Origin of the sequence: Bradyrhizobium sp. MOS002, from assembly GCF_003020115.1 — a bacterium.
Taxonomy (GTDB): domain Bacteria; phylum Pseudomonadota; class Alphaproteobacteria; order Rhizobiales; family Xanthobacteraceae; genus Bradyrhizobium.
This window is the reverse complement of sequence record NZ_PYFX01000029.1, coordinates 1-24,809: the sequence shown is the minus strand read 5'-3', so window position 1 is coordinate 24,809 and position 24,809 is coordinate 1. Positions and strand designations below refer to the sequence as shown.

At 65.0% G+C, this 24,809-nt stretch carries 21 protein-coding genes; 8 read left to right on the top strand and 13 right to left on the bottom strand.

Annotated elements, in window-relative coordinates:
• Both C7G41_RS34715 and C7G41_RS34710 read left to right on the top strand, forming a co-directional pair.
• Positions 1 to 720 carry a ribonuclease activity regulator RraA gene (locus C7G41_RS34715; RefSeq protein ID WP_106946747.1) on the top strand — a complete coding sequence of 240 codons (720 nt, stop codon included), beginning with the start codon at positions 1 to 3 and terminating at the stop codon, positions 718 to 720.
• Positions 721 to 803: 83 nt separating this feature from the next.
• Positions 804 to 1,895: an SMP-30/gluconolactonase/LRE family protein gene (locus tag C7G41_RS34710; RefSeq protein WP_106946746.1), complete on the top strand. Its 1,092-nt coding sequence runs from the start codon at positions 804 to 806 to the stop codon at positions 1,893 to 1,895.
• Positions 1,896 to 2,114: 219 nt separating this feature from the next.
• Here C7G41_RS34710 and C7G41_RS34705 read toward each other — a convergent pair whose 3' ends face one another.
• A complete protein-coding gene (locus C7G41_RS34705; protein WP_106946745.1) occupies positions 2,115 to 4,220 on the bottom strand; it encodes a S9 family peptidase in 2,106 nt (701 codons plus the stop codon).
• Positions 4,221 to 4,546: 326 nt separating this feature from the next.
• Between C7G41_RS34705 and C7G41_RS34700 the strand changes: the two genes are divergently transcribed.
• Positions 4,547 to 5,983, top strand: coding sequence for an MBOAT family protein (locus tag C7G41_RS34700; protein ID WP_106946744.1), 1,437 nt, complete (start codon positions 4,547 to 4,549; stop codon positions 5,981 to 5,983).
• Positions 5,983 to 7,089, top strand: coding sequence for a hypothetical protein (locus tag C7G41_RS34695; protein ID WP_106946743.1), 1,107 nt, complete (start codon positions 5,983 to 5,985; stop codon positions 7,087 to 7,089). Before C7G41_RS34700 ends, C7G41_RS34695 begins: the two co-directional genes overlap by 1 nt.
• A 223-nt stretch (positions 7,090 to 7,312) precedes the next feature.
• On the opposite strand, the gene C7G41_RS34690 is transcribed toward C7G41_RS34695, so the two are convergent.
• The 3 genes from C7G41_RS34690 to C7G41_RS34680 form a co-directional block, all read right to left on the bottom strand.
• A complete protein-coding gene (locus C7G41_RS34690) occupies positions 7,313 to 8,500 on the bottom strand; it encodes an alanine--glyoxylate aminotransferase family protein (RefSeq protein WP_106946742.1) in 1,188 nt (395 codons plus the stop codon).
• Between the two features lie 107 nt (positions 8,501 to 8,607).
• Positions 8,608 to 9,348 (bottom strand): thermonuclease family protein, encoded by a 741-nt coding sequence (locus tag C7G41_RS34685; protein ID WP_106946760.1) that lies wholly within the window; start codon positions 9,346 to 9,348, stop codon positions 8,608 to 8,610.
• A 212-nt stretch (positions 9,349 to 9,560) separates the two neighbouring features.
• A complete protein-coding gene (locus C7G41_RS34680) occupies positions 9,561 to 11,288 on the bottom strand; it encodes a hypothetical protein (RefSeq protein WP_106946741.1) in 1,728 nt (575 codons plus the stop codon).
• Between the two features lie 423 nt (positions 11,289 to 11,711).
• Between C7G41_RS34680 and C7G41_RS34675 the strand changes: the two genes are divergently transcribed.
• Positions 11,712 to 12,560 (top strand): caspase family protein, encoded by an 849-nt coding sequence (locus tag C7G41_RS34675; RefSeq protein WP_106946740.1) that lies wholly within the window; start codon positions 11,712 to 11,714, stop codon positions 12,558 to 12,560.
• A gap of 248 nt (positions 12,561 to 12,808) precedes the next feature.
• On the opposite strand, the gene C7G41_RS34670 is transcribed toward C7G41_RS34675, so the two are convergent.
• From C7G41_RS34670 to C7G41_RS38910, 3 genes are all read right to left on the bottom strand, one after another.
• Entirely contained in the window at positions 12,809 to 13,696 is an 888-nt protein-coding gene (locus C7G41_RS34670; protein ID WP_106946739.1) for an efflux RND transporter periplasmic adaptor subunit, read from the bottom strand.
• A gap of 224 nt (positions 13,697 to 13,920) precedes the next feature.
• Positions 13,921 to 15,045 (bottom strand): beta-propeller fold lactonase family protein, encoded by a 1,125-nt coding sequence (locus C7G41_RS34665; RefSeq protein WP_106946738.1) that lies wholly within the window; start codon positions 15,043 to 15,045, stop codon positions 13,921 to 13,923.
• A gap of 116 nt (positions 15,046 to 15,161) precedes the next feature.
• Positions 15,162 to 15,293: a hypothetical protein gene (locus C7G41_RS38910; RefSeq protein WP_306768084.1), complete on the bottom strand. Its 132-nt coding sequence runs from the start codon at positions 15,291 to 15,293 to the stop codon at positions 15,162 to 15,164.
• Between the two features lie 139 nt (positions 15,294 to 15,432).
• Between C7G41_RS38910 and C7G41_RS37520 the strand changes: the two genes are divergently transcribed.
• On the top strand, positions 15,433 to 15,609 hold the full coding sequence (locus C7G41_RS37520; RefSeq protein WP_158268074.1) for a hypothetical protein: 177 nt from the start codon (positions 15,433 to 15,435) through the stop codon (positions 15,607 to 15,609).
• 95 nt (positions 15,610 to 15,704) lie between these two features.
• The gene (locus C7G41_RS38905; protein ID WP_306768083.1) at positions 15,705 to 15,827 is read left to right on the top strand and encodes a hypothetical protein; all 123 of its coding nucleotides are present in this window, start codon (positions 15,705 to 15,707) and stop codon (positions 15,825 to 15,827) included.
• Between the two features lie 105 nt (positions 15,828 to 15,932).
• Here the strand turns inward: C7G41_RS38905 and C7G41_RS34655 are convergent, their stop codons facing one another.
• The 6 genes from C7G41_RS34655 to C7G41_RS34625 all read right to left on the bottom strand — a co-directional run bounded on the left by C7G41_RS34655 (position 15,933) and on the right by C7G41_RS34625 (position 23,454).
• Positions 15,933 to 16,850 (bottom strand): MBL fold metallo-hydrolase, encoded by a 918-nt coding sequence (locus C7G41_RS34655; protein ID WP_199198770.1) that lies wholly within the window; start codon positions 16,848 to 16,850, stop codon positions 15,933 to 15,935.
• 92 nt (positions 16,851 to 16,942) lie between these two features.
• Positions 16,943 to 18,148: an NAD(P)/FAD-dependent oxidoreductase gene (locus tag C7G41_RS34650; protein ID WP_106946735.1), complete on the bottom strand. Its 1,206-nt coding sequence runs from the start codon at positions 18,146 to 18,148 to the stop codon at positions 16,943 to 16,945.
• A gap of 101 nt (positions 18,149 to 18,249) precedes the next feature.
• Positions 18,250 to 18,540 (bottom strand): hypothetical protein, encoded by a 291-nt coding sequence (locus C7G41_RS34645; RefSeq protein WP_106946734.1) that lies wholly within the window; start codon positions 18,538 to 18,540, stop codon positions 18,250 to 18,252.
• Between the two features lie 98 nt (positions 18,541 to 18,638).
• Positions 18,639 to 19,598 (bottom strand): AraC family transcriptional regulator, encoded by a 960-nt coding sequence (locus tag C7G41_RS34640; protein WP_106946733.1) that lies wholly within the window; start codon positions 19,596 to 19,598, stop codon positions 18,639 to 18,641.
• A gap of 355 nt (positions 19,599 to 19,953) precedes the next feature.
• Positions 19,954 to 22,617, bottom strand: coding sequence for an EAL domain-containing protein (locus C7G41_RS34630; RefSeq protein WP_106946731.1), 2,664 nt, complete (start codon positions 22,615 to 22,617; stop codon positions 19,954 to 19,956).
• 120 nt (positions 22,618 to 22,737) lie between these two features.
• A complete protein-coding gene (locus tag C7G41_RS34625) occupies positions 22,738 to 23,454 on the bottom strand; it encodes a hypothetical protein (protein WP_106946730.1) in 717 nt (238 codons plus the stop codon).
• A gap of 175 nt (positions 23,455 to 23,629) precedes the next feature.
• Here C7G41_RS34625 and C7G41_RS34620 point away from each other — a divergent pair, with 175 nt between their 5' ends.
• Positions 23,630 to 24,655, top strand: a complete 1,026-nt coding sequence (locus C7G41_RS34620) for a LysM peptidoglycan-binding domain-containing protein (RefSeq protein WP_106946729.1) — start codon at positions 23,630 to 23,632, stop codon at positions 24,653 to 24,655.
• Positions 24,656 to 24,809 lie beyond the last annotated feature (154 nt).

Below are 24,809 nucleotides of genomic sequence, written 5' to 3'. Positions count from 1 at the left end.
ATGACCAAACTTAGCGAAGCCACACGCAACAAGCTCAAAACCGTCTCCACCGCCACCGTCGCCACCGCGCTGTTCAAGCGCGGCCTGCGCATCCAGATGATCCAGGATGTGCACCCGCTCAGTGCCGACCAGCCGACCATGGTCGGTGAAGCCTTCACCCTGCGCTATATGCCGGCCCGCGAGGATCTCAACACCATCGAGGTCTTCAAGGACCGCTCCCATCCGCAGCGCAAGGCGGTCGAGGATTGCCCGGCAGGCAGCGTGCTGGTGATGGACAGCCGCAAGGACGCGCGCGCCGCTTCCGCCGGAGCGATCCTGGTCACGCGCTTGATGAAGCGCGGTGTCGCCGGTGTCGTCACCGACGGCGGTTTTCGCGACTCGGCCGAGATCGCCAAGCTGGGTATCCCCGCCTACCACCACCGCCCGAGCGCGCCGACTAATTTGACACTGCATCACGCCATCGAGATCAACGTTCCCATCGGCTGCGGTGACGCGCCGGTGTTTCCCGGCGACGTCATTCTCGGCGACAGCGACGGCGTGATCGTGATCCCCGCGCATCTCGCGGACGAGATCGCCAACGAGACCTTCGAGATGACCGCGTTCGAAGACTTCGTCACCGAGGAAGTCAACAAGGGCCGCGGCATTTTCGGTCTCTATCCGGCGACCGACCCGCAGACGCTCACCGACTTCGCCGCATGGCGGAAGGCGAACGGCCGGTAAAGGCCACGCGCCAGCACCAAATCTTTTCAAGAAACAGGCCGGCCCCATCGAGCGCCGGCCTTAAATCACTCAGGGAGGACTCCATGAATTTCACGCGACGCAACCTCTTGGCCGGCGCTGGCGCGGCGGCCGCTTCCACGCTTTTCGCCCGCGCCGCCGGTGCCCAGTCGTTTCCGTTCACGCCCAACCAGCGCTATCCCGATCCCGCCGTCCAGATCCTCGATCCGAGCTTTGGAAAATACCGGCTCTATTCCTCGACGGTCGAGCAGGTCGCAACCGGCATGCGCTGGGCCGAAGGCCCCGCCTATTTCCCCGAAGGCGGCTATCTGCTGTTCTCGGACATTCCCAACAACCGGATCATGAAGTTCGACGAGAAGACCGGGCAGACCAGCGTGTTCCGCGCCAATGCCAACTACGCCAACGGCAATGCGCGCGACCGCCAGGGCCGCCTCGTCAGCTGCGAGCACTCGGTCACCCGCCGCATCACCCGCACCGAGAAGGACGGCAAGATCACCGTGCTGGCCGACAAGTTCGAGGGCAAGCGGCTGAATTCGCCGAACGACATCGTGGTGAAATCCGACGACAGCATCTGGTTCACCGACCCGCTGTTCGGCATCAACGGCGAATGGGAGGGCAAGAAGGAAAAGGCCGAGCAGGCCACCACCAACGTCTACCGCATCGCCAAGGACGGCAAGCTCACCGCCGTGCTCACCGACCTCGTCAATCCGAACGGCCTCGCCTTCTCGCCGGACGAGAAGAAGCTCTACATCGTCGAGTGGAAGGGGACGCCCAACCGCAGCATCTGGAGCTACAATGTCGGCGACGACGGTTCGCTCAGCGGCAAGACCAAGCTGATCGACGCCGCCGACCAGGCCTCGCTCGACGGTTTTCGCGTCGACCGCGACGGCAATCTCTGGTGCGGCTGGGGCTCCAACGGCGCGCTGCAATCCGAGCCGACCGAAATCGCCGGCCGCAAGGTGTATCAGCTCAAGGGCAAGTCGGAGGATCTCGACGGCGTGATGGTGTTCAACGCGGACGGCAAGCCGCTCGCCTTCATCAAGCTGCCCGAACGCTGCGCCAATCTCTGCTTCGGCGGCCCGAAGAACAACCGCCTTTATATGGCAAGCTCGCACTCGGTGTATGCGCTGTATGTCGAGGCGCATGGGGCGATGTAAGGCGGAGTTAAGTTTTGCTGTTTGACCATCACTGCCGCCAAACAGACAAGGGGTCGTCCCGGCCTAGTGCGCAATTGCGCACGGGGGCCGAGACCCATAACCCCAGGGAGCAGTTTGGCGAAAACTAGGAGTTAAAAGGCCTCCCGCGGTACTACTCCCGGCGAATTGCTGATGGATCACGCGGTATGGGTCCCGGCCTTCGCCGGGACGACACTGTGCCTACACCCCGGCCTCCGCCATTCCCGCCGCCCACAGCGCGAACGCATACACGATCGCGACTTCATCCAGCCGGTTGAAGCGCCCCGAGGCGCCGCCATGGCCGGCGCCCATGTTGGTGCGTAGCAACACCGGGCCGCCGCCACTCATGGTCGTGCGCAGCCGCGCGATCCATTTGGCGGGCTCCCAATAGGTCACGCGCGGATCAGTCAGTCCGCCCATCGCCAGGATCGCCGGATAGTCTTTCGCCGCGACATTGTCGTAGGGCGAATAGGACAGGATGGTGCGGAAATCCTTCTCGCTCTCGATCGGGTTGCCCCATTCCGGCCATTCCGGCGGCGTCAGCGGCAGCGTGTCGTCGAGCATGGTGTTGAGCACGTCGACGAACGGCACTTCGGCGACGATGCCGGCGAACAATTCGCCGGCGCGGTTCGCCACCGCGCCCATCAGCATGCCGCCGGCCGAGCCACCGTGGCCGATGATGCGCTTTGCACTGGTGTACTTCGCATCGATCAGGGCGCGGGCGCTGGCTGAGAAATCGTCGAACGAATTCGTCTTCTTCTCGCGCTTGCCGTCGAGATACCAGCCCCAGCCCTTGTCGGCGCCACCCCGGATATGGGCGATGGCGTAGACGAAGCCACGGTCGACCAGCGACAGCCGGTTGGCGCTGAACGAGGCCGGCATCGCCATGCCGTAGGAGCCGTAGCCGTAGAGCAGCAGCGGCGCCGCGCCGTCGAGCTTGAGCCCGCGGCGATGGAGGATCGAGACCGGCACCTCGGCGCCGTCATGCGCCTTTGCCATGATGCGCGTGGTGACGTAGTCGGCCGCATTGTGGCCGGACGGGATCTCCTGGCGCTTGCGCAGGGTGCGCGTGCGCTTGACCATGTCGTAGTCATAGACTTCCGACGGCGTCGTCATCGACGAATAGGCGAAACGCAAATTCGTCGTCTCGAACTCGTAGGAGCCCATCGTGTCGAGCGAATAGGCCGCCTCGTCAAAGGCGATGGCGTGCTCTTCCTTGGTCGCGAGGTCGCGGATCACGATCGACGGCAGCGCATTGGCGCGCTCCAGCCGCACCATGTGGCCGGCGTAGAGATCGAGATCGATGATGTAGATGCCGGGACGATACGGGATCAGATCGCGCCAGTTCTTGCGCTCGGGTGAGGCGAGCGGTGCGGTGACGATCTTGAAGTCGATGGCGCTGTCGGCGTTGGTGAGGATGAAGAGTTCGTCGCCACGGTCGGCCAGCGAATATTGCACGCCTTCCTCGCGTGCCGCGACGAGGCGCGGCGGTGCGTCGGGATGGGCGAGGTCGATCAGCCGCTGCTCGGAGGTCTCGTGGTCGCCGCCCGCGATGACGCAGAAGCGGCCGCTGGTGCTCTCGTGCAGATGGGTGAACCAGCCGGAATCCTGCTCTTCGTAGACCAGCGTGTCGTCGGCCTGCTTGGTGCCGAGCTTATGCCGCCACACCTGCATCGGGCGATGATTGTCGTCGAGCTTCACATAGAAGAAGGACTTCGCATCCTTGCTCCAGACCACGCCGCCGTCGGTCTCCTCGACGACGTCGTCAAGGTCCCTTCCGGTCGCCCAGTCACGCACGCGGATGGAGAAATATTCCGAGCCCTTGGTGTCGGCGCTCCAGGCCTGCAGCTTGTGGTCGTTGGAGTGCCGGCTGCCGCCGAATTTGAAGTAGTCATGGTCCTTGGCGAGCGCATCGCCGTCGAGCACGATGTGGCCCTCGCCGCCATCGCGCGGCATGCGGCCGAACAGCTCGTGCTGGCCGCCTTCGCGGAATTTGCGGAAATAGGCGAACTCACCGTCGGGCGACGGCACGCTGGAATCATCCTCCTTGATCCGCCCCCGCATCTCGCGCACCAGCGTCTTCTGGAGGGCTGCGGTGTGGCCGAGCAGGCTCTCGGTGTAGCCATTTTCTTCATCGAGATATTTGCGGATGTCGGGATCGAGCACCGCGGGGTCGCGCAGCACCTCCTGCCATTTCTCGTCCTTCAGCCAGGCATAGTCGTCGATCACGGTAATCCCGTGCCGGGTGAAGGAATGCAGCCGGCGCGGGGCGACGGGGGGCTGCGAAGGTGTTTTGGCTTGTGTCACTCGATCCTCATTCAGATGCGTCGGCGTTCTTTCACCTCTCCCCGCTTGCGGGGAGAGGTCGGATTGCATCGAAGATGCAATCGGGGGGGGGGGGACTCTCCGCGCGTCTCGCTGTCACCGTCCTCGCGGAGACTCCCCCTCACCCCGACCCTCTCCCCGCAGGCGGGGAGAGGGGGAAGATGCGTCCTGCCTTATATCGTCCTGATTCCACGAATTGCCAGCGCCACCGCGCCAAGGACTACGCCAAGGACTGCGCCAAGTCGCCGGGTTGTTGATCGGTCCCTTCTATGCTTTAGGCTCCCTATCCCCGCCGCCGGTCCAGCCTGATGCTGTTCAATTCCTACCCATTCATCCTGCTGTTCCTGCCGGCCGCGCTGGCCGGCTATTTCTGGCTCGGGCGGCGCAGCAATCTGGCCCCGGTGATCTGGCTGGCGGCGGCCTCGCTCGCCTTCTATGCCATCGGCAATTGGCAGTTCGTGGCCCTGTTGCTGATATCGATCGCCTTCAACTACGGCATAGGCCACCTCCTCATCGTGGCGAAGCTTGCTCCGTCGCAACGAAAGGCGGCGCTCGCCCTCGGCGTCGCCGGCGATCTGCTCGTGCTCGGCATCTTCAAATATGCCGGCTTCGTCATCGAGAACATCAATGCACTGGCCGGCACGCACTTTGCGGTCCACATCCTGCTGCCGGTCGGCATCTCCTTCTACACATTCACCCAGATCGCGTTCCTGGTCGACGCCTGGCGCGGGCAGGTCGCGGCCTATGCGCTGCCGCACTACGCGCTGTTCGTGACATACTTTCCGCACCTGATCGCGGGACCGATCCTCCACCACAAGGACATGATCCCGCAATTCGAACGGGAGGAAACCAAGCATCCGCATGCGCATCTGATCCTGTGCGGCCTCATCATCTTCGCGATCGGCCTGTTCAAGAAGACGTGCCTCGCCGACGGCATCCAGCCGCTGGTGGCGCTCGCCTTCGATGCGCGCGCGCCGAGCTTCGACCAGGCCTGGCTCGGAACACTCGCCTACACGTTCCAGCTCTATTTCGACTTCTCCGGCTATTCGGACATGGCGATCGGAATATCGCTGATGTTCGGCATCTTCTTACCCGTAAATTTCAACTCGCCCTACAAGGCCACCAGCATCGTCGAGTTCTGGCGGCGCTGGCACATGACGCTGTCGCACTTCCTGCGCGACTATCTCTACATCCCGCTCGGGGGTAACAGGCGCGGCCGCGTGCTCCGTTACGTCAATTTGATGCTCACGATGCTGCTCGGCGGGCTCTGGCACGGCGCGGCCTGGACTTTTGTCATTTGGGGCGGGCTGCACGGCGCCTATCTCTGCGTCAATCACGCTTTCAACGCGCTGGTGCCGAATGTTCCGAAGTTGCTCGCGCGCCCAACGCGCGTCGTCGGGGCCGTGCTGACATTTCTCGCCGTCGTTGTGGCCTGGGTCTTCTTCCGTGCCGAACGGGTCGATTGGGCCATGCGGATTCTGAATGCGATGGTCGACCCCTCGAACATCGCCTTCGGCCGCGACGAGATTGCGGCGTCGGTGATGGTCGCAATTTATGCCGCGCTGGTGTGGCTGGCGCCGAACACGCAAGGACTCATGGGATACGACCACGCCAATCGCAGGGTCGGCGACGGCCTGATGGCCGGACGGACGCGGCCGCTGGTCCTCTATGGCGCGTCGCTGGTGCTTGCGTTCGGGATTCTGGGCATCCAGAGCCACAGCGAATTCATCTATTTCCGGTTCTGATGCGAGGCGCGTTCACACATCCAGGGCGTCTTCTCCTCGCGAGCATCGCGTGCGTGCTCGGTGCGGCTGCCCTTACTTACGTCGTCGATCCCCTGCAGCTGTTTCGCCCCTCGCGTCTCGTCGCACCGTTCTATTCCGACGACACGCGCGTGCAGAATGCCGGGCTGATCCGCAGCCAGTCGTTCGACACCGCGTTCATGGGCACCTCGCTCGCGATCCATTTCCGCCAGAGCGACATCGACCACGCGCTCGGCGTGCACTCGCTCAAGCTGGCGATGACCGGGTCCAATTCGCGCCAGCAGGGTTTTGTGCTGGAGCAGGCAATCGACCGCGGCGCAAGGCGCGTGATCTGGGCGATGGACGATTTCATCTTTGTCGATGCCGCCGACATCGAGACCGATCCTTATCTCTCTGCCGATCTCTATCGCGGGACGGCCAAGGGGATCGCGTCCTATCTGTTCAGCGCGGCGATGGCGAAGGAATCTCTGTTCGCATTGCTGCGATCGGTCCCGCCGCTGCGGCAGCCGCTGACCCGGGCGGCGCCTTTTCTGCCTGTGAAGTTTGCGCTCTTCGACGTCGACGACATCTATGCGCTGCCGCGCGATATCGACCTCGCGCGCGCCTACAATGCGAAAAGGACGCTCGCTGCCTTCGCCTATATCACCGATCCCGTACGCAGCCGCTTTCTCGGCGAAGGCTATCGTTACGACGTCATGGCGCGGCATTTCGAGCATGACGCCGTCGGCCTGATCGCGCGCCATCCGGACGTGACCTTCGACATCTACTTCCCGCCCTATTCGATCCTGCAATTCGTCGCGATGCGCGACGCTTCGCCCGCGACGCTGAAGATCGTTTACGACCTAACGGCCGTCATTGCGCAGCGCCTGACGCAGCTTCCCAATGTGCGCCTGTACGATTTCCGCGCGATCAAGGACGTGACGCACGACCTCGACAATTACGGCGACGTCATCCACCATTCGCCGGTGGTGGACGCGAAGGTGCTGTCGTGGCTGGCGCGTGGGGAGTATCGGGTGGATCCGAAGGCGCCGCTTGCGTCGCTGAATGAGTTGAGGGCGCAGGTCGCGGCGTATCGCGTGCCGCGGTGAATCTTAGGCGGCTGCGAGTATGAGGCCCGGCGCGACCACAAACTCCGCCGTCGTCCCGGCGAAGGCCGGGACCCATAACCCCAGGAAGGGGTTTGGCGAAGACTCGCAGTTAAAAGGTCTTTCCGCGGTACGGGCACCGTGCGTCACGGATGGATCACGCGGTATGGGTCCCGGCCTTCGCCGGGACGACAAGGGAGTGTGGGGTTACAGCAGAGTGTTCCGCCTAAACCGCCACCTCTTCGCCAAGATACGCGACCGCCGCTTCGAGCCCGCCTTTGCCGTGCGGGATCTTCAGCGCGTTCAGGCCGATCTCGATCACGCCCAACGTGCCGAGCAGCATCGGGGCGTTGACGTGGCCCATATGGGCGATGCGGAAGGCTTGTCCCGAGAGATCGCCGATGCCGGTGCCGAGCACGACGCCGCACTTCTCCTTGCAATAGCGTTGCAGGATTGCCGGATCGTGGCCGTTGCTCATGGTCACCGTGGTCACGGTGTTGGAGCGTTCGCTGGCTTCCGCGACGTTGAAGCCGAGCACCTGGCCTTCGGACCACGCGCCGACGGCGCGGCGTGCGGCCTCGGCGAGCAGGCTGTGCCGGCGGAAGGCGTTCTCCAGCCCTTCCTCGTGCAGCAGGTCGATCGCCTGGCGCAGCGCGAACAGCAGATGCACCGGCGCGGTGCCGGCATATTTGCGATAATGCTCGCTGCCCTCGCGCTCGCTCCAGCTCCAATAGGGCGTCGACATGTTGGCCTTCCTCTGCACCTCGAGCGCGCGCGCGTTGGCCGCGACGAAGCCGAGGCCGGGCGGCGTCATCAGGCCCTTCTGCGAGCCCGACATCGCAACGTCGATGCCCCATTTGTCCATTTCGAACGGCATGCAGCCGAGCGAGGCGACAGTGTCGACCATGTACAGCGCCGGATGGCCGCTCGCCTTGATCGCCTTGCCGATCGCCTCGATGTCGTTCTGCACGCCCGAGGCCGTGTCGACCTGGACGACGACGACGGCCTTGATGGTGTGCTCCTTGTCGCGGCGCAGGCGCTCCTCGACCTCGTGCGGTCGCACCGCGCGGCGCCAGTCGCCCTTGAGCACCTCGACCTCGGCGCCCATCAGGGCTGCGGCGTTGCCCCAGCCGATCGCGAACCGTCCGCTTTCGAGCACCAGCACCTTGTCGCCGCGCGACAGCACGTTGCTCAGCGCCGCTTCCCAGGCGCCGTGTCCGTTGGCGATGTAGATGTAGGACTTGCCCTTGGTCGCAAACAGTTTCGAGATGTCGCTGAGCAGGCTCTCGGTCAGATCGGTCATCTGCTTGGAGTAGATGTCGATCGCCGGACGATGCATCGCCCGCAGCACCTCGTCGGGCATCGTGGTGGGCCCGGGGATGGCCAGAAATTCCCGGCCCGCGCGAACGGTCATTGCTATTGGTCCTTGTTGCCTGAGAACAGGATGGTGGGTCGCTGATTCACACTTTTACGCGGCGCTGCGGTGCAAGAAAAGGCCGGAAAACGCAGGTCTGACGTGGGTTATCTCTTAGTCTCACGGCAGCCCGCAGCCTCGGCTTCCTCCACCGAGCAGAACCAGCGCGTGCCCTTGCTGATCTTCATCTTGATCTGGGTGTACCAGCGGCTGGTCGGCTGGTGATAGATGCACTCGCCGGCGGTGTTGACATTGCCCTTGATGGTGCAGTCCGGCGAAGGCGCGACCGGACCCGAGGCCGAAGCGAGCAGGATCGCATGCGCGCCGTCGGGGGGCTTGGTGGCGCCGAGGATGGTGGTCTTCTTGTTGCGCTCGCGCCAGTCCCAGGGCGCGATGAAGGCGCCTTGCCACATTCCGGCTTTTGCCTCCCGCGCGGCAGCCTCATCGGCTTCGTAGTCGCGAGAGACGCGGGTGTAGGCCAGCGCCCAGCCTGCGCGCACCAGCCATTTCTGGATATCCTCGCCGCCGACATCGCAGCGCGCCACGGTGCGGCCGCGCCGGTCGATCGCCCTTGTATGGCAGGCCCAGCTCTTGCCCTCGGTGTATTTCGCGAGCTCGTCGCGGGCCGCGATGCCGCAGGTCCAGCGCTCGCCCTTGTTATTGAGGCAGAGCTGGTCGACCGCGGGCGCGTCGATGCCGCCGAGCCGGATCCGCGTGTTGCCGATCACCACCGCGTCGCCGGCGCGGACCTTCGCGGTGCCGGTGATGTCGGCGGCCTCAGCCGGCGACGACAAGCCGGGCAAGGATAAGGCGAGCAATGACAGCGCAATCAGGAATTTTCGCAACATGCCGGCCCGCGTGTGATGAAGACTGCGATAGACCCCGCAATTGTGGTCGGCTTTTGTCCGCCCGGCCAGCATATGCCCGGCAGTTGTGCTTTCAACTTCCCGTCATCGGGCGAAGTTTAGTAGGTGGGTTGGCCGAAGGAGTACCCATTTCTTTCGTCTCCACGGCGGCAGAAGTGGTGGGTTACGCTTCGCCAACCCACCCTACGAGAACCTCACCCCCGCGCCATCGCCCGCTTGGCCACCGCCAGTCCCATCAGCACGAACGCCGAAGTCACCTCGGGCCCGCCCACCAGGATCCGCGTCGGCGTCTTCATCTTGTTCCATTCATAGGCGCGGAACGGGCCGCGGCGGCCGCCTTCGCCGATGGCAGCGACGATCACGTTCAGCGCGGGCGCAAATGCACGCGGGTCGGCGCCGAGATGGCCGAGCGCGATCAGGGCGAGTGCTGCGTCGAACACGTTCATTTCGGCGGCCATCAGCTCGCCCTTGACGTAGGAGAGCACACGGTGGCGGATGAAATCGAAATCGCCGTCGGGATCGATGATCGCCTGCGCCGCCAGCGGCAGCGCCAGGAAGGCGGCGTAGCAGCGGCCGAAATAGGCGCTGTAGAGCTCCGGCAAATAATAGATGTGCGAGCGCGGATTGGCGAAGGCGCCGCTCGCCGCCAGCCGCTTCTGGAAGCCGATGATGCGATGCACGGTCGCAAGCCGCGCCGGCGTCTCCAATACTTGCCAACGCGCGAGGTTGCGAAAGCTGACCTCGAGAATGTCGAGATTGAGCGTCGGATCGAGATCGTTGCCGTAGGGCCGCTCGCCCTTGAGGTTGTCGATCCAGGTCGCAACACCGCCCTCGTAGTCGATATTGTCGTTGATCGGCACGGTCACGCGCGGCTCGTTGACGCCCGCGTGCACCTGATAACCTGCGTAGAAATCCAGCAGCGGCTGGTCGAGGATTGGATCGGTGCAGCCGGCCTGCGTCGCCGCGGAGATCGAGCACGCCGTGGTGTCGCAATCCGGCACGTAGACGCCGAAACCGAGGTCCTGCTTGATCTGCGCGAAGAAGCGCGAGAAGCGCGGATGCGGCGCGGGCGCGAGCGCGGTGATGACGTTGAACCGCGCCCCGTCGATGCCCTCGACCTCTTCGCGGCTGATGTTGACGCAGAAATCGACCATGTCGGCAACGGCGCGCTCCGCCGCCAGCTTGTCGGCGGACGAGGCGAGACCGGTCTCGACGTAACTCAACAGCGCTTCGATGAAGAACGCGTCGTAATAGGCCGAGCGGTGGCGGATCTGCACCGGCTCCCACATCGGTTCGGCAACCCCTCGCCAGGGCGGGTTGACGACGGCGCGCGCTGGCGATCGCGCGATGAAGACACGGGCGAGGTTGAACAGCAGCGACGAGTTCTTGTAGCCGCGCGCGTTGAGACCCGTGAGCGCCATGGTCAGCTCACGCCCGCGGAAATCGGGATCGCCGATCAGGTTGAACGCGGCGTAGGTCGGCAGAAAGCCATTTTTGCGGTACGAGCCCAGCAGATGCTGCGCGCAGTCGCGGATCACGCCGTCGATCTGCGATTGTTGCGGCATGGAGCCGGTGAACATGGCCGGCGGCGGCTTGGGATGATCCAGCGCGATGCTGTCGACGAGATCGGCGACGGGCTGGCCGACCGCCGCCCAATCGGGCTCGGCCTCGTCGCGGGCGCGAGCCAGCGCCGCGCGCAGCCGGGCCAGTCTGCCTTCGTCGCGCAGCTCAGGCAGGCCCGCGCGGCGGAGCAGCACCCGCAATGCGGGATTGCCGAGCGCGGTCTTGTAGAACTTGGCCAGATGCGGATCGCCGCTGGCCGCAACGGACAATACGGGATCGCAGACGTCGTAAAGCGAGGGGCCGTCCTTCCGTGCCGTCAGCGCCCGGCAGGCGGCACCGGCAAAATATTGAAAGCTCATGAAATACCTGGTCGCGGGAATTGGCCGGGGGCCAACCGGCACGCTCCCAGCCGCGCGCCACCCCCTGCAAGTCGTTGAAAAAGCTACCCGGATTCGCAGGAAATACAAATGTGATGAGAGCCACAGAAAAAGCCGGCACGAAGCCTGCATAATCAGGCCCCGGAAGGCTACGGGGACGCAAAAAAATCACATATTGGGCAGCCTAAATTAGCTCATTCCTCCAAAGACTTACCTCAAATTTTCGACGATCTATTGCCGGGGAGGCGATATCCGGTTAAGGGTTTGTTTGGTGCGGCGCCGCAAATTGCGCGCAATTCGGGGGCACACCCCCGGCCAATCCCTCAAACCCAAAGACGCTATCGCGCTACTCAAACAGTGTGCGCGCGCTTGGCTGGTCTTTGGCACTGACAGGAATGACGCGAGATGAATGTAACGCAGCTCGACATTTCCCGACGCACGATCGCGGTGGCCGCAGCCCTCATCGGCACGGTCTCCCTCGTGATCGGCGCCCATGCTGCCCTCAACATGCGGGCGCTCGATGCCGCCAAGGCCGTTTCGACCGACCAGGTCACCGGCTCGATCGGCCAGGCCTCGCGTCTCGCCCTCGTGATCGGCAATGGCCACTACCCCGACGCCAACGCGCCGCTGACGCAGTCGATCAACGACGCCCGCGCGCTGTCCTCGTCGCTGCGCAAGAGCGGCTTTGACGTCGACATGGTGGAAGACGCGACCAAGGACGACATGGTCCGCGCCGTCAATCGCCTGAAGTCCCGGATCAAGCGCGACACCGTCGTCATGCTGTTCTTCGGCGGCTACGGCGTGCAGGCCGGCCGCGAGAGCTACATGCTGCCGGTCGATGCCGTGATCTGGAAGGAAAACGATGTCCGCCGTCAGGGCGTCTCCATCGAGGGCGTGCTCGACATGATGAAGGAGCAGGGCGCCAAGGCCAAGCTCGTCGTGGTCGACGCCTCCCGCCGCAATCCCTATGAGCGCCGCTTCCGTTCCTACAGCCACGGCCTCGCGCCGATCAGCGCGACCGACAATGCGCTGATCCTCTCCTCGGCTTCGCCCGGCAAGGTCGTCGACGACGGCAAGGGCGAGCACAGCGTGCTGGTCAGCGAGTTTCTCAACAACCTCAATGCCCAGGGCAGCGCCGAGAGCGTCTTCAACAAGACTCGCCTTGCCATCTCCCGCGCCAGCGAAGGCGACCAGGTCCCGTCCGTCTCCTCCTCGCTGCTCGAGGACGTCCATTTCGGCGAAGCCGGCGGCTAGTTTTTCTGAGGTTCTGCGAAGTCTCGTAGGGTGGATTAGCGAAGCGTAATCCACCACTTCTCTGTCGTCAGCGTGGAAAGCAAAGAGGTGGATTACGCCTTCGGCTAATCCACCCTACGATGTTCGTGTTTAACGCACACCTGCCTCTCCATCGTCATTGCGAGCGCAGCGAAGCAATCCAGAATCTTCCCGCGGAAAGATTCTGGATTGCTTCGTCGCTTTGCCCCTCGCGATGACGGTCGTGGCGATTACTTCGCCGCTTCCGCGGCCATCACCGTGCGCACCGGATCGCCTTCGCGCAATAGCGCGCCGGCGCGGGCGACGACGATATCGCCTTCGTTGAGGCCGTCGCGGATCTCGATATTGCCGCCCGACATCAGTCCGACCTCGACCCGCTTGGTCTCGACGCGGTTGCGGCGGATCACCTGCACGACGGTGCCCGCGGAGGAATACTGCACCGAGGTCAGCGGCACCGCGACGTTGCAGCTCTGCCCGGACTTGATCAGCGCGCGCCCGCTCGCATTGAGCAACAACCGCTTCTGCGCGGAGATGCCGATGTAGACCATGCCCTGCTGGATGTTGGGCTCGACCGTCGGGCCGATGCGGCGCACCTTGCCATCGATATCGCCGGCGCCGGCGATGCGCACCGTCGCCACCTGGTTGACTGCGAGCTTGCGCATATCGCTGGTCGCGACGAGGGCGACGAGATCGTACTCGCTGCGCGCCACGATCGTGAACAGCGCCTCGCCCTTGGCGGAGGCGAGGTTGCCGATCTGCGCGGTCGACGTCGCGAGCACGCCTGCGACGGGGGCGGTGACCTGAAGCGTGCCGCCCTCGGGCAGTGCCAGCCGCGCCAGCACCTGGCCTGCGGTGGTGGTCTCGCCGGCTTCCGCCAGCACCTCCGTCACCTTCAGGCCGGGCCGCTCCGGCCGCACCGAGCTTGCCTCGCGCGCGATGATCGTGCCGGTGGCCTCGACGATGTCGGAGAAACAGGATTTCGCGACCTTCAGCACCGTGACCGCCGGCCCCTTGGGCGCATCGTCATCGGCGGCGGCAGCGGGCTGGGCGGACAGCAAAAGCAGTCCGGTGAGCGCAACGAGATGTCTGGAAACAGAACGCGCAGGCAATGAACGCATGGGTCATTCCGGTTGGGGCCTTGACGGCCTCATCGTTAGCAGAAGCAACCGCGGTGGACCATGGGCCGGCCGAATGAGAATGCCGCAGCAGCACGGGCAGCGCGATGCCGCCCGTTGATTTAGTCGCCGCACAAGCAAAGAGGTTCGCCGGCGGTCGCCGCGTAGCTAGACGCGGATGGCCGGGACAAGCCCGGCCACGACGACGAGGAGATATCAGCGCCCCCTCACGGCAGGCTCAAGAACTCCACCCAGTTCGGCTTCTTGCCGGTGGCGTAGGATTTCAGCTTGGCGAGCGCGCCGCTGCTCTGGTCGATGGCATAGACTGTTATGCTGTCGGAGAGCTCGCCGACCGCGGCGAGGTAGCGCCCGCTGGGATCGATGTGAAAGCCGCGCGGCTGCTTCTCGGTCGGCACGCTGCCGATTGTGGTCAGCTTGCCGCTGGTTGCATCGACCTTGTAGGCGGTGAGCGTACTGGTGGTGCGCTCGGAGGCGTAGAGGAAACGGCCGTCGGGGGTGACGTGGATGTCCGCGGCCCAGGGTTTTCCCGAAAAGCCTTCCGGCAGCGCGGTGGTGCGCTGGATCTCGTCCCATGCGCCGCCCCTGGCCTCATAGGTAAACGCCGCGACGTCGCCGTTCAGCTCGTGGAGGAGATAGACGAACTTGCCGTTGGGGTGGAACACGAAATGCCGCGGCCCCGATTTCTCCGGCACCTTGTGAGCCGGCGGATCGCTCGGCGTGAGTGTACCGCTCGTGGCATCGAACGCGAAGGCCAGGATCTGGTCGGAGCCGAGATTGGTCGCGAACACAAAGCGGTTGTCGGGCGAGGGCAGGAAGGCATGGGCGTTCAGCCCGGTCGGGATCACCTGCTTCGGCTCGCCCGCGACACCGTTGGCGAGCAGCGGATTCAGCGCGACCTTGTTGCCGCCATAGGAGGCGCTGAACAGGAATTTGCCGCCGCGGTCAAAGGCGATATTGGCCATGCTGTCGGCGAGCGGGCCGTTGCCGATATGGCTGAGCTGGCCCGTCTTCGGATCGATCGCAAAGCTCACCGCGAGGAACGGCTGCGAGCGGACCCCGGCGATCAGCACGCGGTGATCGGGCGTGATCGCGAGCGGCGTCGAGGATCCCGGCTTTTCGACGCCGGTGAAAGCGGCCGTCTGCACCGGCGTCATCTCGCCGCTCTCGGCCATCTTGAACACGCTGACGTCGTTGCTGTCGGCGTTGCCGACATAGGCGAAGGTCTCGGCCATGCCGGCGCGGACTCCAGAAATGAGAGTGAGGAAAGCAAGCGTGGTGGCGATCGCGGCGCGTGGTACGCCGGATCTGATGCGTCGGGGCGGTCTCAACATGGGGTCCTCCTGGATGCCGGCATTTGCCGTTTTGCCGGCGAGGATAGCGGCAGCCGCCCCGCCGCACCAAATTCCAATTGGGATCGATCGATGCCGAAATGGCATCGGTGGGAGGTCTACCGGATCGCCGCTGTGCGGGAGGGCAGATGGGGGCCGGGCGGGTTGTGGGGCGGCCCGAGCACGGTCCACACGGTGACCGCGAGCAGGGCGCAGGTCAGGATCGTCCAGGCGACGAGTCGTTTCCGCATCAGGCCGAATCCGTCAGTCATATGAACGAGAATGCTCCCGGGGGGCGGGCCAGGCGATCGTGCACTGCAAACCGCGGCGATCCTATGAACTCGTTCACAGGCGAAACGAACCAATGCCGCGCGAGCGCATTGAACCGGCATGCCCCGTGAAAACGATCTTGAAGGTAATCCCGACATGGGCGGCAAGCATGGCGGTCAGGCCGGCCAGCCCAAGCCGCCGCCGCGCCCCCGTCAGGGCGAGCGCGATGAGGACGTCGTGGCAAAGCGCCACACCGGCCAAACCGATCCCAACTCCGCGCCGACCAAACCAAAATAGCACCTTGCCCGTGCCGCCCGCGCACTGGGAACGGCAGCCTCGCCTTGCCGTTACCCTGATCCCGCGGCGGAGCAGATCGAAACGGAGGCTGGCACGTGTTTTGGATTTATTGGAACACCGCCTGGTCGCTGATCATCAGCGGCATCATGGTCGCCACCATCGTCGCGCATCCCGATGCCGAGTTCGTCGAGATCCACACGGCCAAGCAGATCAAGTGAGCCCGCACCAGCCGTCTCAGGGGGATACCCGCAAGGGTCGATGCTTGATCCTGTTTTCGAGGGCGCGGGCTCATCGAGTCCGCGCCCTGCTTCGGCTCTAAGCGGTCAGTAGTCCCAGAACACCGGCACCCAACGAAACGCGTCGCCGTCGGCTGCCACCCGGCCCACGGACGGGAACGGCAGGTGGGTTGCCACCAGCATCTCGCCGGTCGCGGCAAGCTGTCGCAACAGGCGAACGCGAACACGCGCGGCCTCCTCGGGGTCGTGCTCGAAACCGTTGTGCCAATCGGGTTGCTCGAACCCGACGGCAAACACAGCGTCGCCGGCGAATGTCAGCGCGTCATCGCCGGACGCCATGCGAACCACGCTGTGCCCGGGGGTGTGACCGCCGGTGCGATGGGCGATGACGCCAGGCGCAATCTCGTGCACGTCATCGAACAGCCGCAGCTGACTGCCGTACTCCTTCACGAACCGCTTGGCGGTCGCTCGCAGCGCGTCCGGAAATCCTTCCGGCATGGCAGTGCGGGAGAAATCGGGCTTTTCCCAGAACTTGACCTCGGCGGCCGCGACGTGAATCCGCAGGTCCTTGCGCAGCTGCTCCTTCACGCCGTCGACCAGCAGCCCGCCGATGTGGTCCATGTGCAGATGGGTCAGCACCAGATCGGTCACCGCCGAAAGATCGATGCCGGCTGCCGCCAGACGTTTGATCAACTGGCCGGCGCGCGGCAAGTTCAGGTTCGGGTCCGAACCCAGTCCGGCGTCGATGAGGATGGTCTTGCCGCCGCTGCGGACCATGACGGCGTTCAGCGCCCAGTCGAAAGCGTCCTGCGGCAGGAACATGTCGTGCAGCCAGCTCGCCCGCACCGCCGGGTCGGCGTTGTGCGCGAGCATCGTGGTCGGCAGCGGCAGCACGCCATCGCTGACCACCAGCACGTCGATCTCGCCGATCTTCAGCGCGTAGCGCGACGGCACGAGCTCTTCGGGTCCCGATGACACGGGATATGAGGTGTTGTGCAGATTCATGTTGGTCTCCTGTTTCAAAGATAGAGGCTTCCGGCTGGTGGTTGAGCAGGCCGCGCCGCCGGGGGAGAGCGCAGCCGTGATCGCTTGGTGCGCTAGAGGCTGGTCACCCGTTCCGGATCGGCCGACGCGAGCGCCAGGGCGCGCTCCGCCTTCGGCGGATAGATCCAGACGGTGTTGATCTCACGCTTGGTCTTCTTGGCGACCTCGCCGACCAGCTCGACCTTGCGCTCCCATCCGCGCGTGAACAGCGCGCCGGCTTCGCCGAGGTCGAGGCAGGTGACGTAGGCCTTCTGGTGGTAGGGCCTGGTCGGAACGCCGAGCAATTCGGCCGCGGCATTGTTGCCGGCAAAGGCGCCCATTCGCGTGGCGTGCTGGCACGACATCAGTGCGTAATTGCCCTCGTCGTCGCAGGCGGCGCGTGCCGCGTCGCCGGCCGCGAAGAGACCCTGAACGCCTGGCACCTGCAAGCAGCGATCGACCAGCAACCGTCCGAAATTGTCGCGCTCGGCGGGAATCTGCCCGGTCAGCGGCGCTGCACGAATGCCCGCCGCCCAGATCACCGTCTCGGTTTCGATGTGTTCACCGCTGGACAGGGTGACGCCGGTCGCGTCGAGCGCGGCGACACCGGCGCCGAGCCGTGTCTCCACGCCGACGTTGCGCAGGGCTTCCTCGATGATGGGGCGGGCGCCCGCGCCCATGTCGGGTGCGATCGCAGTGTTGCGCTCGACGATGACGACGCGAGGCTTGGCGTCGGTGCCCAGGATTTCGCGCAGCCGGGCCGGCATTTCGGTGGCCGCTTCGATCCCAGTGAAGCCACCGCCGGCCACGACGACGGTGTCGCGTCCGTTCACGGCGGGCCGCTTCGCGAGGTCATGCAGATGCTTGTCGAGCGCAATCGCGTCGTCGAGCGAATCCACGCTGAAGCCGTGCGCGGCGAGGCCCGGAATGTTCGGACGGAATAGCCGGCTGCCGGTGGTCACGACGAGGCGGTCGTAGGACAGCGTCTTTCGCGGGCCCTTCGCCGGCATGATCTGCACCGTCCGGGCCTCGGTGTTGATCGTCTCGGCGCTGCCCTGGATGTAGTCGACGTCGATCGCCTCGAGGACGTCGAGCAGCGGGGCTGTCAGGGTTTCCGGCTTCGGCTCGTAGAGCCGCGGACGGACCACCAGCGTCGGCTCCGGTGAGACGAGCGCGATCTGCAGATCTTGCGGCGAGACGCCCCGGATGTCGCGCAGCCGGGCTGCGGAAAGGGCGGCGTACATGCCGGCGAAGCCGGCGCCGATGATGACGAGTCGCATGGATTTTCTCCTGATTGCTGTTCGAAAGACCGCGCGCGACCGCGCTGCTGCGTTGAGGGCAGCGTCCGCGTCGGCGCGTGGGGTGGGTTGGATCGCTGGTCTTAAGGTGCCATGCAGCGTGCCAGCAGCGATCTCGGCGGCTGGCCGTAGCCCAAGACGACGGGCTGAGGCTCATTTCGACCCCAGTCCTGATAGGGCAGGCCGGCACCGTTTCGGATCATGATGGAAACGGGCGGCTGTGCCGGGTGCATGGTGTAAGCCGGAATTTCCACCTCCTCGCCCGTCGCCGACGTGAAGCGAACGGCCAGCGAGAGTCCGTACAAGGTCGCGGTCGCGAGGCTTCGGCGGCGTGACGACATCAGCCGTCGGCTGACGAAATTTTTCCAGGTCATCTTTGGTCTCCCTCGATTGGTCTGGACATGGTCATGATGTAGCCGACCCGATCTGCCGTTGCCCCAGCGCGATTGCCCTCGCTGTCGAGAGATTGCTGCTAACGCACGCGCCTGCGCCAATCGCTCGGCGTTTCGCCCGTCAGCTTCTTGAATGCCGCGGCGAAGGCGGTCTGCGAGGAGTAACCAAGCGCCGCGGCGACCGAGACGATCGATTCGTCGCTTTCACGCAGCATGTTCATGGCCTGCTCGAGCCGGTGCTGGCGCAGCCAGGCATGCGGCGAAAGCCCGGTGCTCTCCTTGAAGGACCGGCAGAAATGAAAGCGCGATAGACCGGCATCGGACGCCAGCGCATCGAGCGAGACATCCGCTTCGCTGTCGGAGCGCAATCGTTCGATCGCGCGGAGCAGGACCTTCGGCGACAGCCCGCCCATGGTCGGCTGGAACGTGGTTGGCGAGCCTGCATGCGCAGCCAAAAGGCGCGTGGCCAGCAGATCAGTCAATTGATGCCGGAATAGCGTATCCAGCGCGCCATGGCCCTCCAGCGTATCGGCCGCGCTCAGGAGCAGTCGGGACGTAATGGGATCAGGATGCGCCGTTCGCTCCAGCAGATCGGCCGGTCCGGTGGTCCCGGCTTCCTCCGCAACGCGCTTCAGGATGGCATCGGGAAGATAGAGCTGAACGACGTCGACAGGCTTCGGAATATCCCATCGCGAGCTCGATCCTTCCGGAACGATGTTCACGACCCCCGGACGAAACGTGCCGATCGCGATCGATTTTCCCGACCGCCGCTCCATGCGCTGCATAACGCCTTTATGCGCCATGATCACGTGGTGGCGCATGGGTTCGACGACGTCGTGCAGCGGATCATGCTTCCAGTGCGCGATACCGGCACCGGAGGAGTCCAGCGCAATGCGAAACGGCTCGGTCCTGAGCACGCGCGCCATCTCCGCGTCGGCGGCGCGCCGCTCGGACGTCGAGCGGCCGTCAGGCTGTGCGTCGGGTGGGGGCGGCAAGCCCTTGTGCGAGGGATTGCGCATGAGTGCAGTGTTCCCGGTCATGATGTGCTCCTGCTGATCAACTCGGGCTTTCGATCAGTCGTCCGTATTTGTACGGAACGGCGCGTGTTCTATGCGCCGCGGTTGCCGGGCGTATTTCCTGAACCCGTCATGCTTTGTCCGATTCTGCTCCAAGCCGGCCCGCGCTTGCGCGAACGCACGGCGGGCGGGCGTGGAGGGAGATGTTTGATGAAAACAGGTGAGGCAGGCTGTCACATGGATGTCGGACAGAGCCCGTTTGCTCGTCATTGCGAGGAGCACTTGCGACGACGCAATCCAGACTATCACAGCGGAAAGATTCTGGATTGCTTCGCTGCGCTCGCAATGACGGCGCTACGGTGCCGCGATAGTTGCGCCGCTAGGCCGCGGCCGCCTGCGCCGACAGCAATTGCTTCAACTTCGCCGCCGGCACGGCCGGGCTGAACAGCCAGCCCTGCATCTGGCTGCATCCGAGCTGGAGCAGCACCTCGCGCTGGGCTTCGGTCTCGACGCCTTCCGCGGTCGTCGCCATGTGGCGGGCGGCGGCCATGTGCACCACCGCCTGCACGATCGGCGAGGAATCCTCAGGTTCGCCGATGTCGCAGATGAAGCTGCGGTCGATCTTGATCTTGTCGAACGGGAAACGATGCAAATAGCTCAGCGACGAATAGCCGGTGCCGAAATCGTCGAGCGCGATGCGCACGCCGAGCTCGCGCAGCTGATGCAGGATCGTCAGCGCCTCCTGGTCGTCGCGGATCAGGACAGTCTCGGTGATCTCGAGCTCGAGCCGGCCGGGCGCGAGCCCCGACTCGGCGAGCGCGGCGGCGACCTTCAGCGCCAGCGTCCGCGAGCGGAACTGCACCGGTGAGACGTTGACCGCGATCTGGATCTGGCCGGGCCAGCTGGCGGCCTCGAGGCAGGCCTGCCTCAGCACCCATTCGCCGATCTCGCCGATCAAGCCGGTCTCTTCCGCAACCGGAATGAAGTCGGCGGGCGAGACCATGCCGCGCTCCGGATGGTGCCAGCGCAACAGCGCTTCGCAGCCGGTAACGACATTGGCCGCGAGATCGACCAGCGGCTGGTAGTGTACCTCGAACTCGCCGCGGGCCAGCGCCTGCCGCAGATCGAGCTCGAGCTGGCGGCGCAGCCGCGCCTTGGCGTCGTATTCGGGCGCGAAGACACGGAAGGTGCGGCGGCCCTCGGATTTCGCGGCATACATCGCGAGATCGGCGCGCTTGAGCAGGTCGTCGAGATTGTCGCCGTGGTCGGGTGCGATCGCGATGCCGATGCTGGCACCGGTCGGAATGTCCTGGCCGTTGCAGTCCACGGGCACGCGCAACGCCTTCAGGATCTGCTCGGCGAGGGCCGTCAGCTCGGCCTCGTCACGGGTACCGGCCTTGACGATGGCGAATTCGTCGCCGCCCAGCCGTGCGACCATGTCGTTGCCGCTGACGCAAGCGCGCAGGCGGTTGGCGACCTGGCGCAGCAGCTCGTCGCCGACCTCGTGTCCCAGTGAATCGTTGACGCCCTTGAACTCGTCGACGTCGATATAGAGGATCGCGAACGGCTCGCCTTGGGCAAGCTCCGCGACGCGCCGCTCCAGATGGCCGCGCATCAGCACGCGGTTGGGCAGGTCGGTCAGCGCGTCGTAATGGGCCATATGCGCGATGCGCTCGTCGGTGCGGATGCGCTCGGTGACGTCGTCATGGGTCGCGAGCCAGCCGCCGGCGGCACCGGGCTGGTTCTTGATCTCGATCAGGCGGCCATCTGAGGTCTCGACGATCGTGCTCTGCGTCTGCCCGGCATTGCCCAAAATGCCGTCGCAATAGGAATCGACGTCGCCGTCGAACGAACCGGTGTCGTGGCGATGCTGAATCACGTCGCGGAAATACGCGCCGGGCTTCACGACGTCCGTCGACAGTCCGTACATCTCGATGTAGCGCCGGTTGCAGACGATCAGCCGCTCGTCCTGGTCGAACATCAGGAGGCCTTGCGTCATCGTGTTCATCGCGGTGTCGAGCTGCTGCTTCTCCGCGGCGAGCCGGCGCGTCATCTGGCGGAAGATCAAATAGAGCGTGAGCACGAGCAGGCCGATCGACAGCACGGCGACGGCCACGAAGAATTTCGTTTGCGTGTGCCAAGTTGCCAGCGTCGCATCCAGCGACTTGGTCGCGACCACGACCAGCGGCTCGCCGGTCAGGAGGCGTGCGGCGACGATGCGATCCTTGCCGTCGATCGGGCTTGCGATCTGCATCGTGACGAAGGTGCGCTCGAACACCGCCATCTGCTCGGGCGTGCCGTTGCGGAAATTCTGTCCGATCATCGCGTCGACATGCGGAACGCGCGCGAGCAACTGGCCGTTCTGGTGATGCATCGCGATCGAGGATTCCTCGCCGAGCCCGCTCGAGGCGAAGAAGGATTCGAGCTGGTCGGGCGTAATCGCACGCGAGACCAGCCCAAGGAATTCGCCGTGGGGGCCGGAGACGCGGCGCGCGAAGACGATCGCCGGTCCGGTGCCCAACCGTCCGGGCACGACCTCGACCTCTTCCTGCGAAGCCGGATCGTTCTTGAGGCGATTGAAATAGCCGCGGTCGGCGACCGAAATGTCGGCGACCGGCCAGCGCCGGGACGAGTTGATCAGCACACCCTTGGCGTCGAATACGTTGGCGCCGGCAACGTCCGACCAGCCGCTGGCTCTGGCGCGCAACACCTCGTGCACGGCGAGCGTGCCCATCTCGCTGCGAAAGACGTCGGCGGATTCGATGCCGTGGCTTTCGAGCTCGGCGATGATGCTCTTCTGCAGCACCGCGAAGTCCTCGAACTCGCGGTCGAAATGGCGGGCGAGCAACCGGACCGCGCTCTCCATGCTGTCGCGGCCGCTTTCGATCGCATTCTGCCGGAAGCGGTCGACGGTGAGCGCGGTGCCGATCGCCATTGCGGCCATCAGCACGAAGCCGCCTGCGATCAGCCATGTCAGCGGCGCGCCGCGCCAACGGCGCAGCGACGCGCGCATGCGCGCGCTCCACCGGATCGATGTGCCCATGCAGCCCTCCCGTGGGATGCAAGATGCGGCAAAACCGACAAGACCGGGTTACCAGTGAGGGTTAGGAAAGCATGAATCGGAACGACATCGGCGAGGTGGTTTCCGGCAGTTCCGGTGCGTTCACCGCTTGATCTCCCACTTCAGCGCTTCCGCATTCGCCTTGGCGAACATCGCCGGCACGTCGAAGGTCCCGGTCTTGAGATCATAGCGGCAGCGCCAATCGGCCAACCCCTTCACGGCGACGTTCTTCGGATGCTTGTCCATTTCGCCCGACAGCGAGATCACGAGGTAACGATTGTCCGGCCAGTGCACGCCAAGTCCGCGATAGGCCTCTTCGGTGCCTTTCACGAGATTGGCCGAGATGTGGTAGTCGAGCTTCATCTTCCCGGTGTCCGGCCGGCTGTGGAAATGGGCCCAGGCCAGATCGCTGAGCGAGGTCTTCGTCGCGCTGACGAAGGCGCCGTTCTCGACATGGTAGAGATAGAGGTCCAGCTCGCCGGAACCGGTCTTCTGCATCCGCACCAGCCATTGCGAGTCGGGCGTGAAGCGGAAGCCGGCCCCGTAGCCCTGCTCGGGCTTCAGCTCCGTCATCTGTTCGCCACGCCTCACCCAGGCCTGCCATTTGACGTCGAAATCTCCGGTGTCCTTCATGTACTGCTCGATCTTTGTGGCGCCGTCGGGCGAGGTGAAGGCGAGATCTGCATTGTCGGTGAGGATGTAATCCGGCGGCGGGCCGGAAGCGGCAAGCCCCGGAGTTGCGGCCAGCGTCGAGGCAAGCACGAGCCCAAACACGAGGCCAAGCACCGGCCATTGTGCGGGACGGCAAAATGCGTTCACCGTGAAAATTCCTCGAGAAAAATGCCGCGATGCGGCCCTGATCATTTGACGCCGGCGGGGGTGCGCCGGTTCATCCCTGGCGCCGGCGCATCATCCTATCGACCGTCTTGCTGCCGTGGCCAAAACGGCGCAATTTGCCGTCCTCGGCTGATTTGCCAGCGAAGGTTCATTCCCGATGATCACCGCATCCAAGGCCTTCATTGCATTCTGTCTGCTCGCGGTGGGCGGCGCCGTGCTGGTGATCGGCCCCACCGAGCTGCGCCGCCTGCTGCCGAACGGGGCGAAGACCGACATCGCCGCCAAGCCGGAACCCAAGGCTGACGCCAAAGTCGAGCTCAAGAAGGAAGAGCCCAAGCTAGCCGCGAGCGCGCCGACGGCGCCGTCCGCGTCCCCCGCCCCTGAAACGAAGACGGGTGCGCTGGCCGAAACCCAAAAGCAGGTCACGGCCGCGCTTGCCGATCTCGCACCAGTCAAGCCGCCGCCGGCGGTTGCCGATACCGGCCCCCGTTTCGACGTCGCGCGCGTCGACGATCACGGCGAGGCGGCGGTGATCGCGGGCCAGGCGACGCCGGGCGCCAAGGTCGAGCTGCTGCGCGACGGCAAGCCGATCGACAGTGTGGTGGCGGATGCCTCGGGCCAATTCGTGATGACGCCGCCGCAGCTTCCCGCCGGTTCCTATGAGCTGACCTTGCGGGCGAAATCGCCTGACGGCACCGTCACGCAATCCGGCCGCAGCATGCCGGTGGTGATCGCCGAAGCCGCGCCGCCGCCCGCGCGCCCGGCGCCGGTCGCGAGGCAAGAGGCTAGACAAGAGCCGAGACAAGAGGCGAAGGCCGAGAAGTCCGACGACAAATCGGATGTCGTGGCATCGCTGCCGTCGCCGCGCGTTGCTGCCATGCCCGACCGGCCCCGGCAGATGGGCGCACCGAAACCAAGGGCCATGTCAGGGGTCATGGCCCGGGCGCCTGCCGCCACGACCGTTGCATCCGCCTCGCCGGCCGAAATCGCCGGCGGTGCACCGGCGGAAACAGGCGGCAGCCGGGTGATCTCCCGCGGCGACAGCCTGTGGGCGCTCAGCCGGCTCGCTTACGGCGACGGCGCCCGCTTTGCCGTGATCTACAACGCCAACCGCGCCAAGATCCACAATCCCAATCTGATCTATCCCGGCCAGACCTTCGTGCTGCCGCAGAAGGCGGAGTGAGGACAGCGCTTCGCCGCGCCGCCTGCGGCCATCCTTCGAGACGCCCGCCTGCGGCGGGCCCTCAGAGCCTGACCGGAAAAGGGTGAGCGGCTTTGGCTGGCCTGTGATTCCTTCGGATTTGCAAAGATTCGAGGGAGGACACCATGCCATGGAC

Coding starts and splice junctions, on each gene's coding strand:
- C7G41_RS34715 (WP_106946747.1), top strand. CDS start 1: ATGACCAAACTTAGCGAAGCCACACGCAACAAGCTCAAAACCGTCTCC.
- C7G41_RS34710 (WP_106946746.1), top strand. CDS start 804: ATGAATTTCACGCGACGCAACCTCTTGGCCGGCGCTGGCGCGGCGGCC.
- C7G41_RS34700 (WP_106946744.1), top strand. CDS start 4,547: ATGCTGTTCAATTCCTACCCATTCATCCTGCTGTTCCTGCCGGCCGCG.
- C7G41_RS34695 (WP_106946743.1), top strand. CDS start 5,983: ATGCGAGGCGCGTTCACACATCCAGGGCGTCTTCTCCTCGCGAGCATC.
- C7G41_RS34690 (WP_106946742.1), bottom strand. CDS start 8,500: ATGACCGTTCGCGCGGGCCGGGAATTTCTGGCCATCCCCGGGCCCACC.
- C7G41_RS34685 (WP_106946760.1), bottom strand. CDS start 9,348: ATGTTGCGAAAATTCCTGATTGCGCTGTCATTGCTCGCCTTATCCTTG.
- C7G41_RS34680 (WP_106946741.1), bottom strand. CDS start 11,288: ATGAGCTTTCAATATTTTGCCGGTGCCGCCTGCCGGGCGCTGACGGCA.
- C7G41_RS34675 (WP_106946740.1), top strand. CDS start 11,712: ATGAATGTAACGCAGCTCGACATTTCCCGACGCACGATCGCGGTGGCC.
- C7G41_RS34670 (WP_106946739.1), bottom strand. CDS start 13,696: ATGCGTTCATTGCCTGCGCGTTCTGTTTCCAGACATCTCGTTGCGCTC.
- C7G41_RS34665 (WP_106946738.1), bottom strand. CDS start 15,045: ATGTTGAGACCGCCCCGACGCATCAGATCCGGCGTACCACGCGCCGCG.
- C7G41_RS38910 (WP_306768084.1), bottom strand. CDS start 15,293: ATGCGGAAACGACTCGTCGCCTGGACGATCCTGACCTGCGCCCTGCTC.
- C7G41_RS37520 (WP_158268074.1), top strand. CDS start 15,433: ATGCCCCGTGAAAACGATCTTGAAGGTAATCCCGACATGGGCGGCAAG.
- C7G41_RS34655 (WP_199198770.1), bottom strand. CDS start 16,850: ATGAATCTGCACAACACCTCATATCCCGTGTCATCGGGACCCGAAGAG.
- C7G41_RS34650 (WP_106946735.1), bottom strand. CDS start 18,148: ATGCGACTCGTCATCATCGGCGCCGGCTTCGCCGGCATGTACGCCGCC.
- C7G41_RS34645 (WP_106946734.1), bottom strand. CDS start 18,540: ATGACCTGGAAAAATTTCGTCAGCCGACGGCTGATGTCGTCACGCCGC.
- C7G41_RS34640 (WP_106946733.1), bottom strand. CDS start 19,598: ATGACCGGGAACACTGCACTCATGCGCAATCCCTCGCACAAGGGCTTG.
- C7G41_RS34630 (WP_106946731.1), bottom strand. CDS start 22,617: ATGGGCACATCGATCCGGTGGAGCGCGCGCATGCGCGCGTCGCTGCGC.
- C7G41_RS34620 (WP_106946729.1), top strand. CDS start 23,630: ATGATCACCGCATCCAAGGCCTTCATTGCATTCTGTCTGCTCGCGGTG.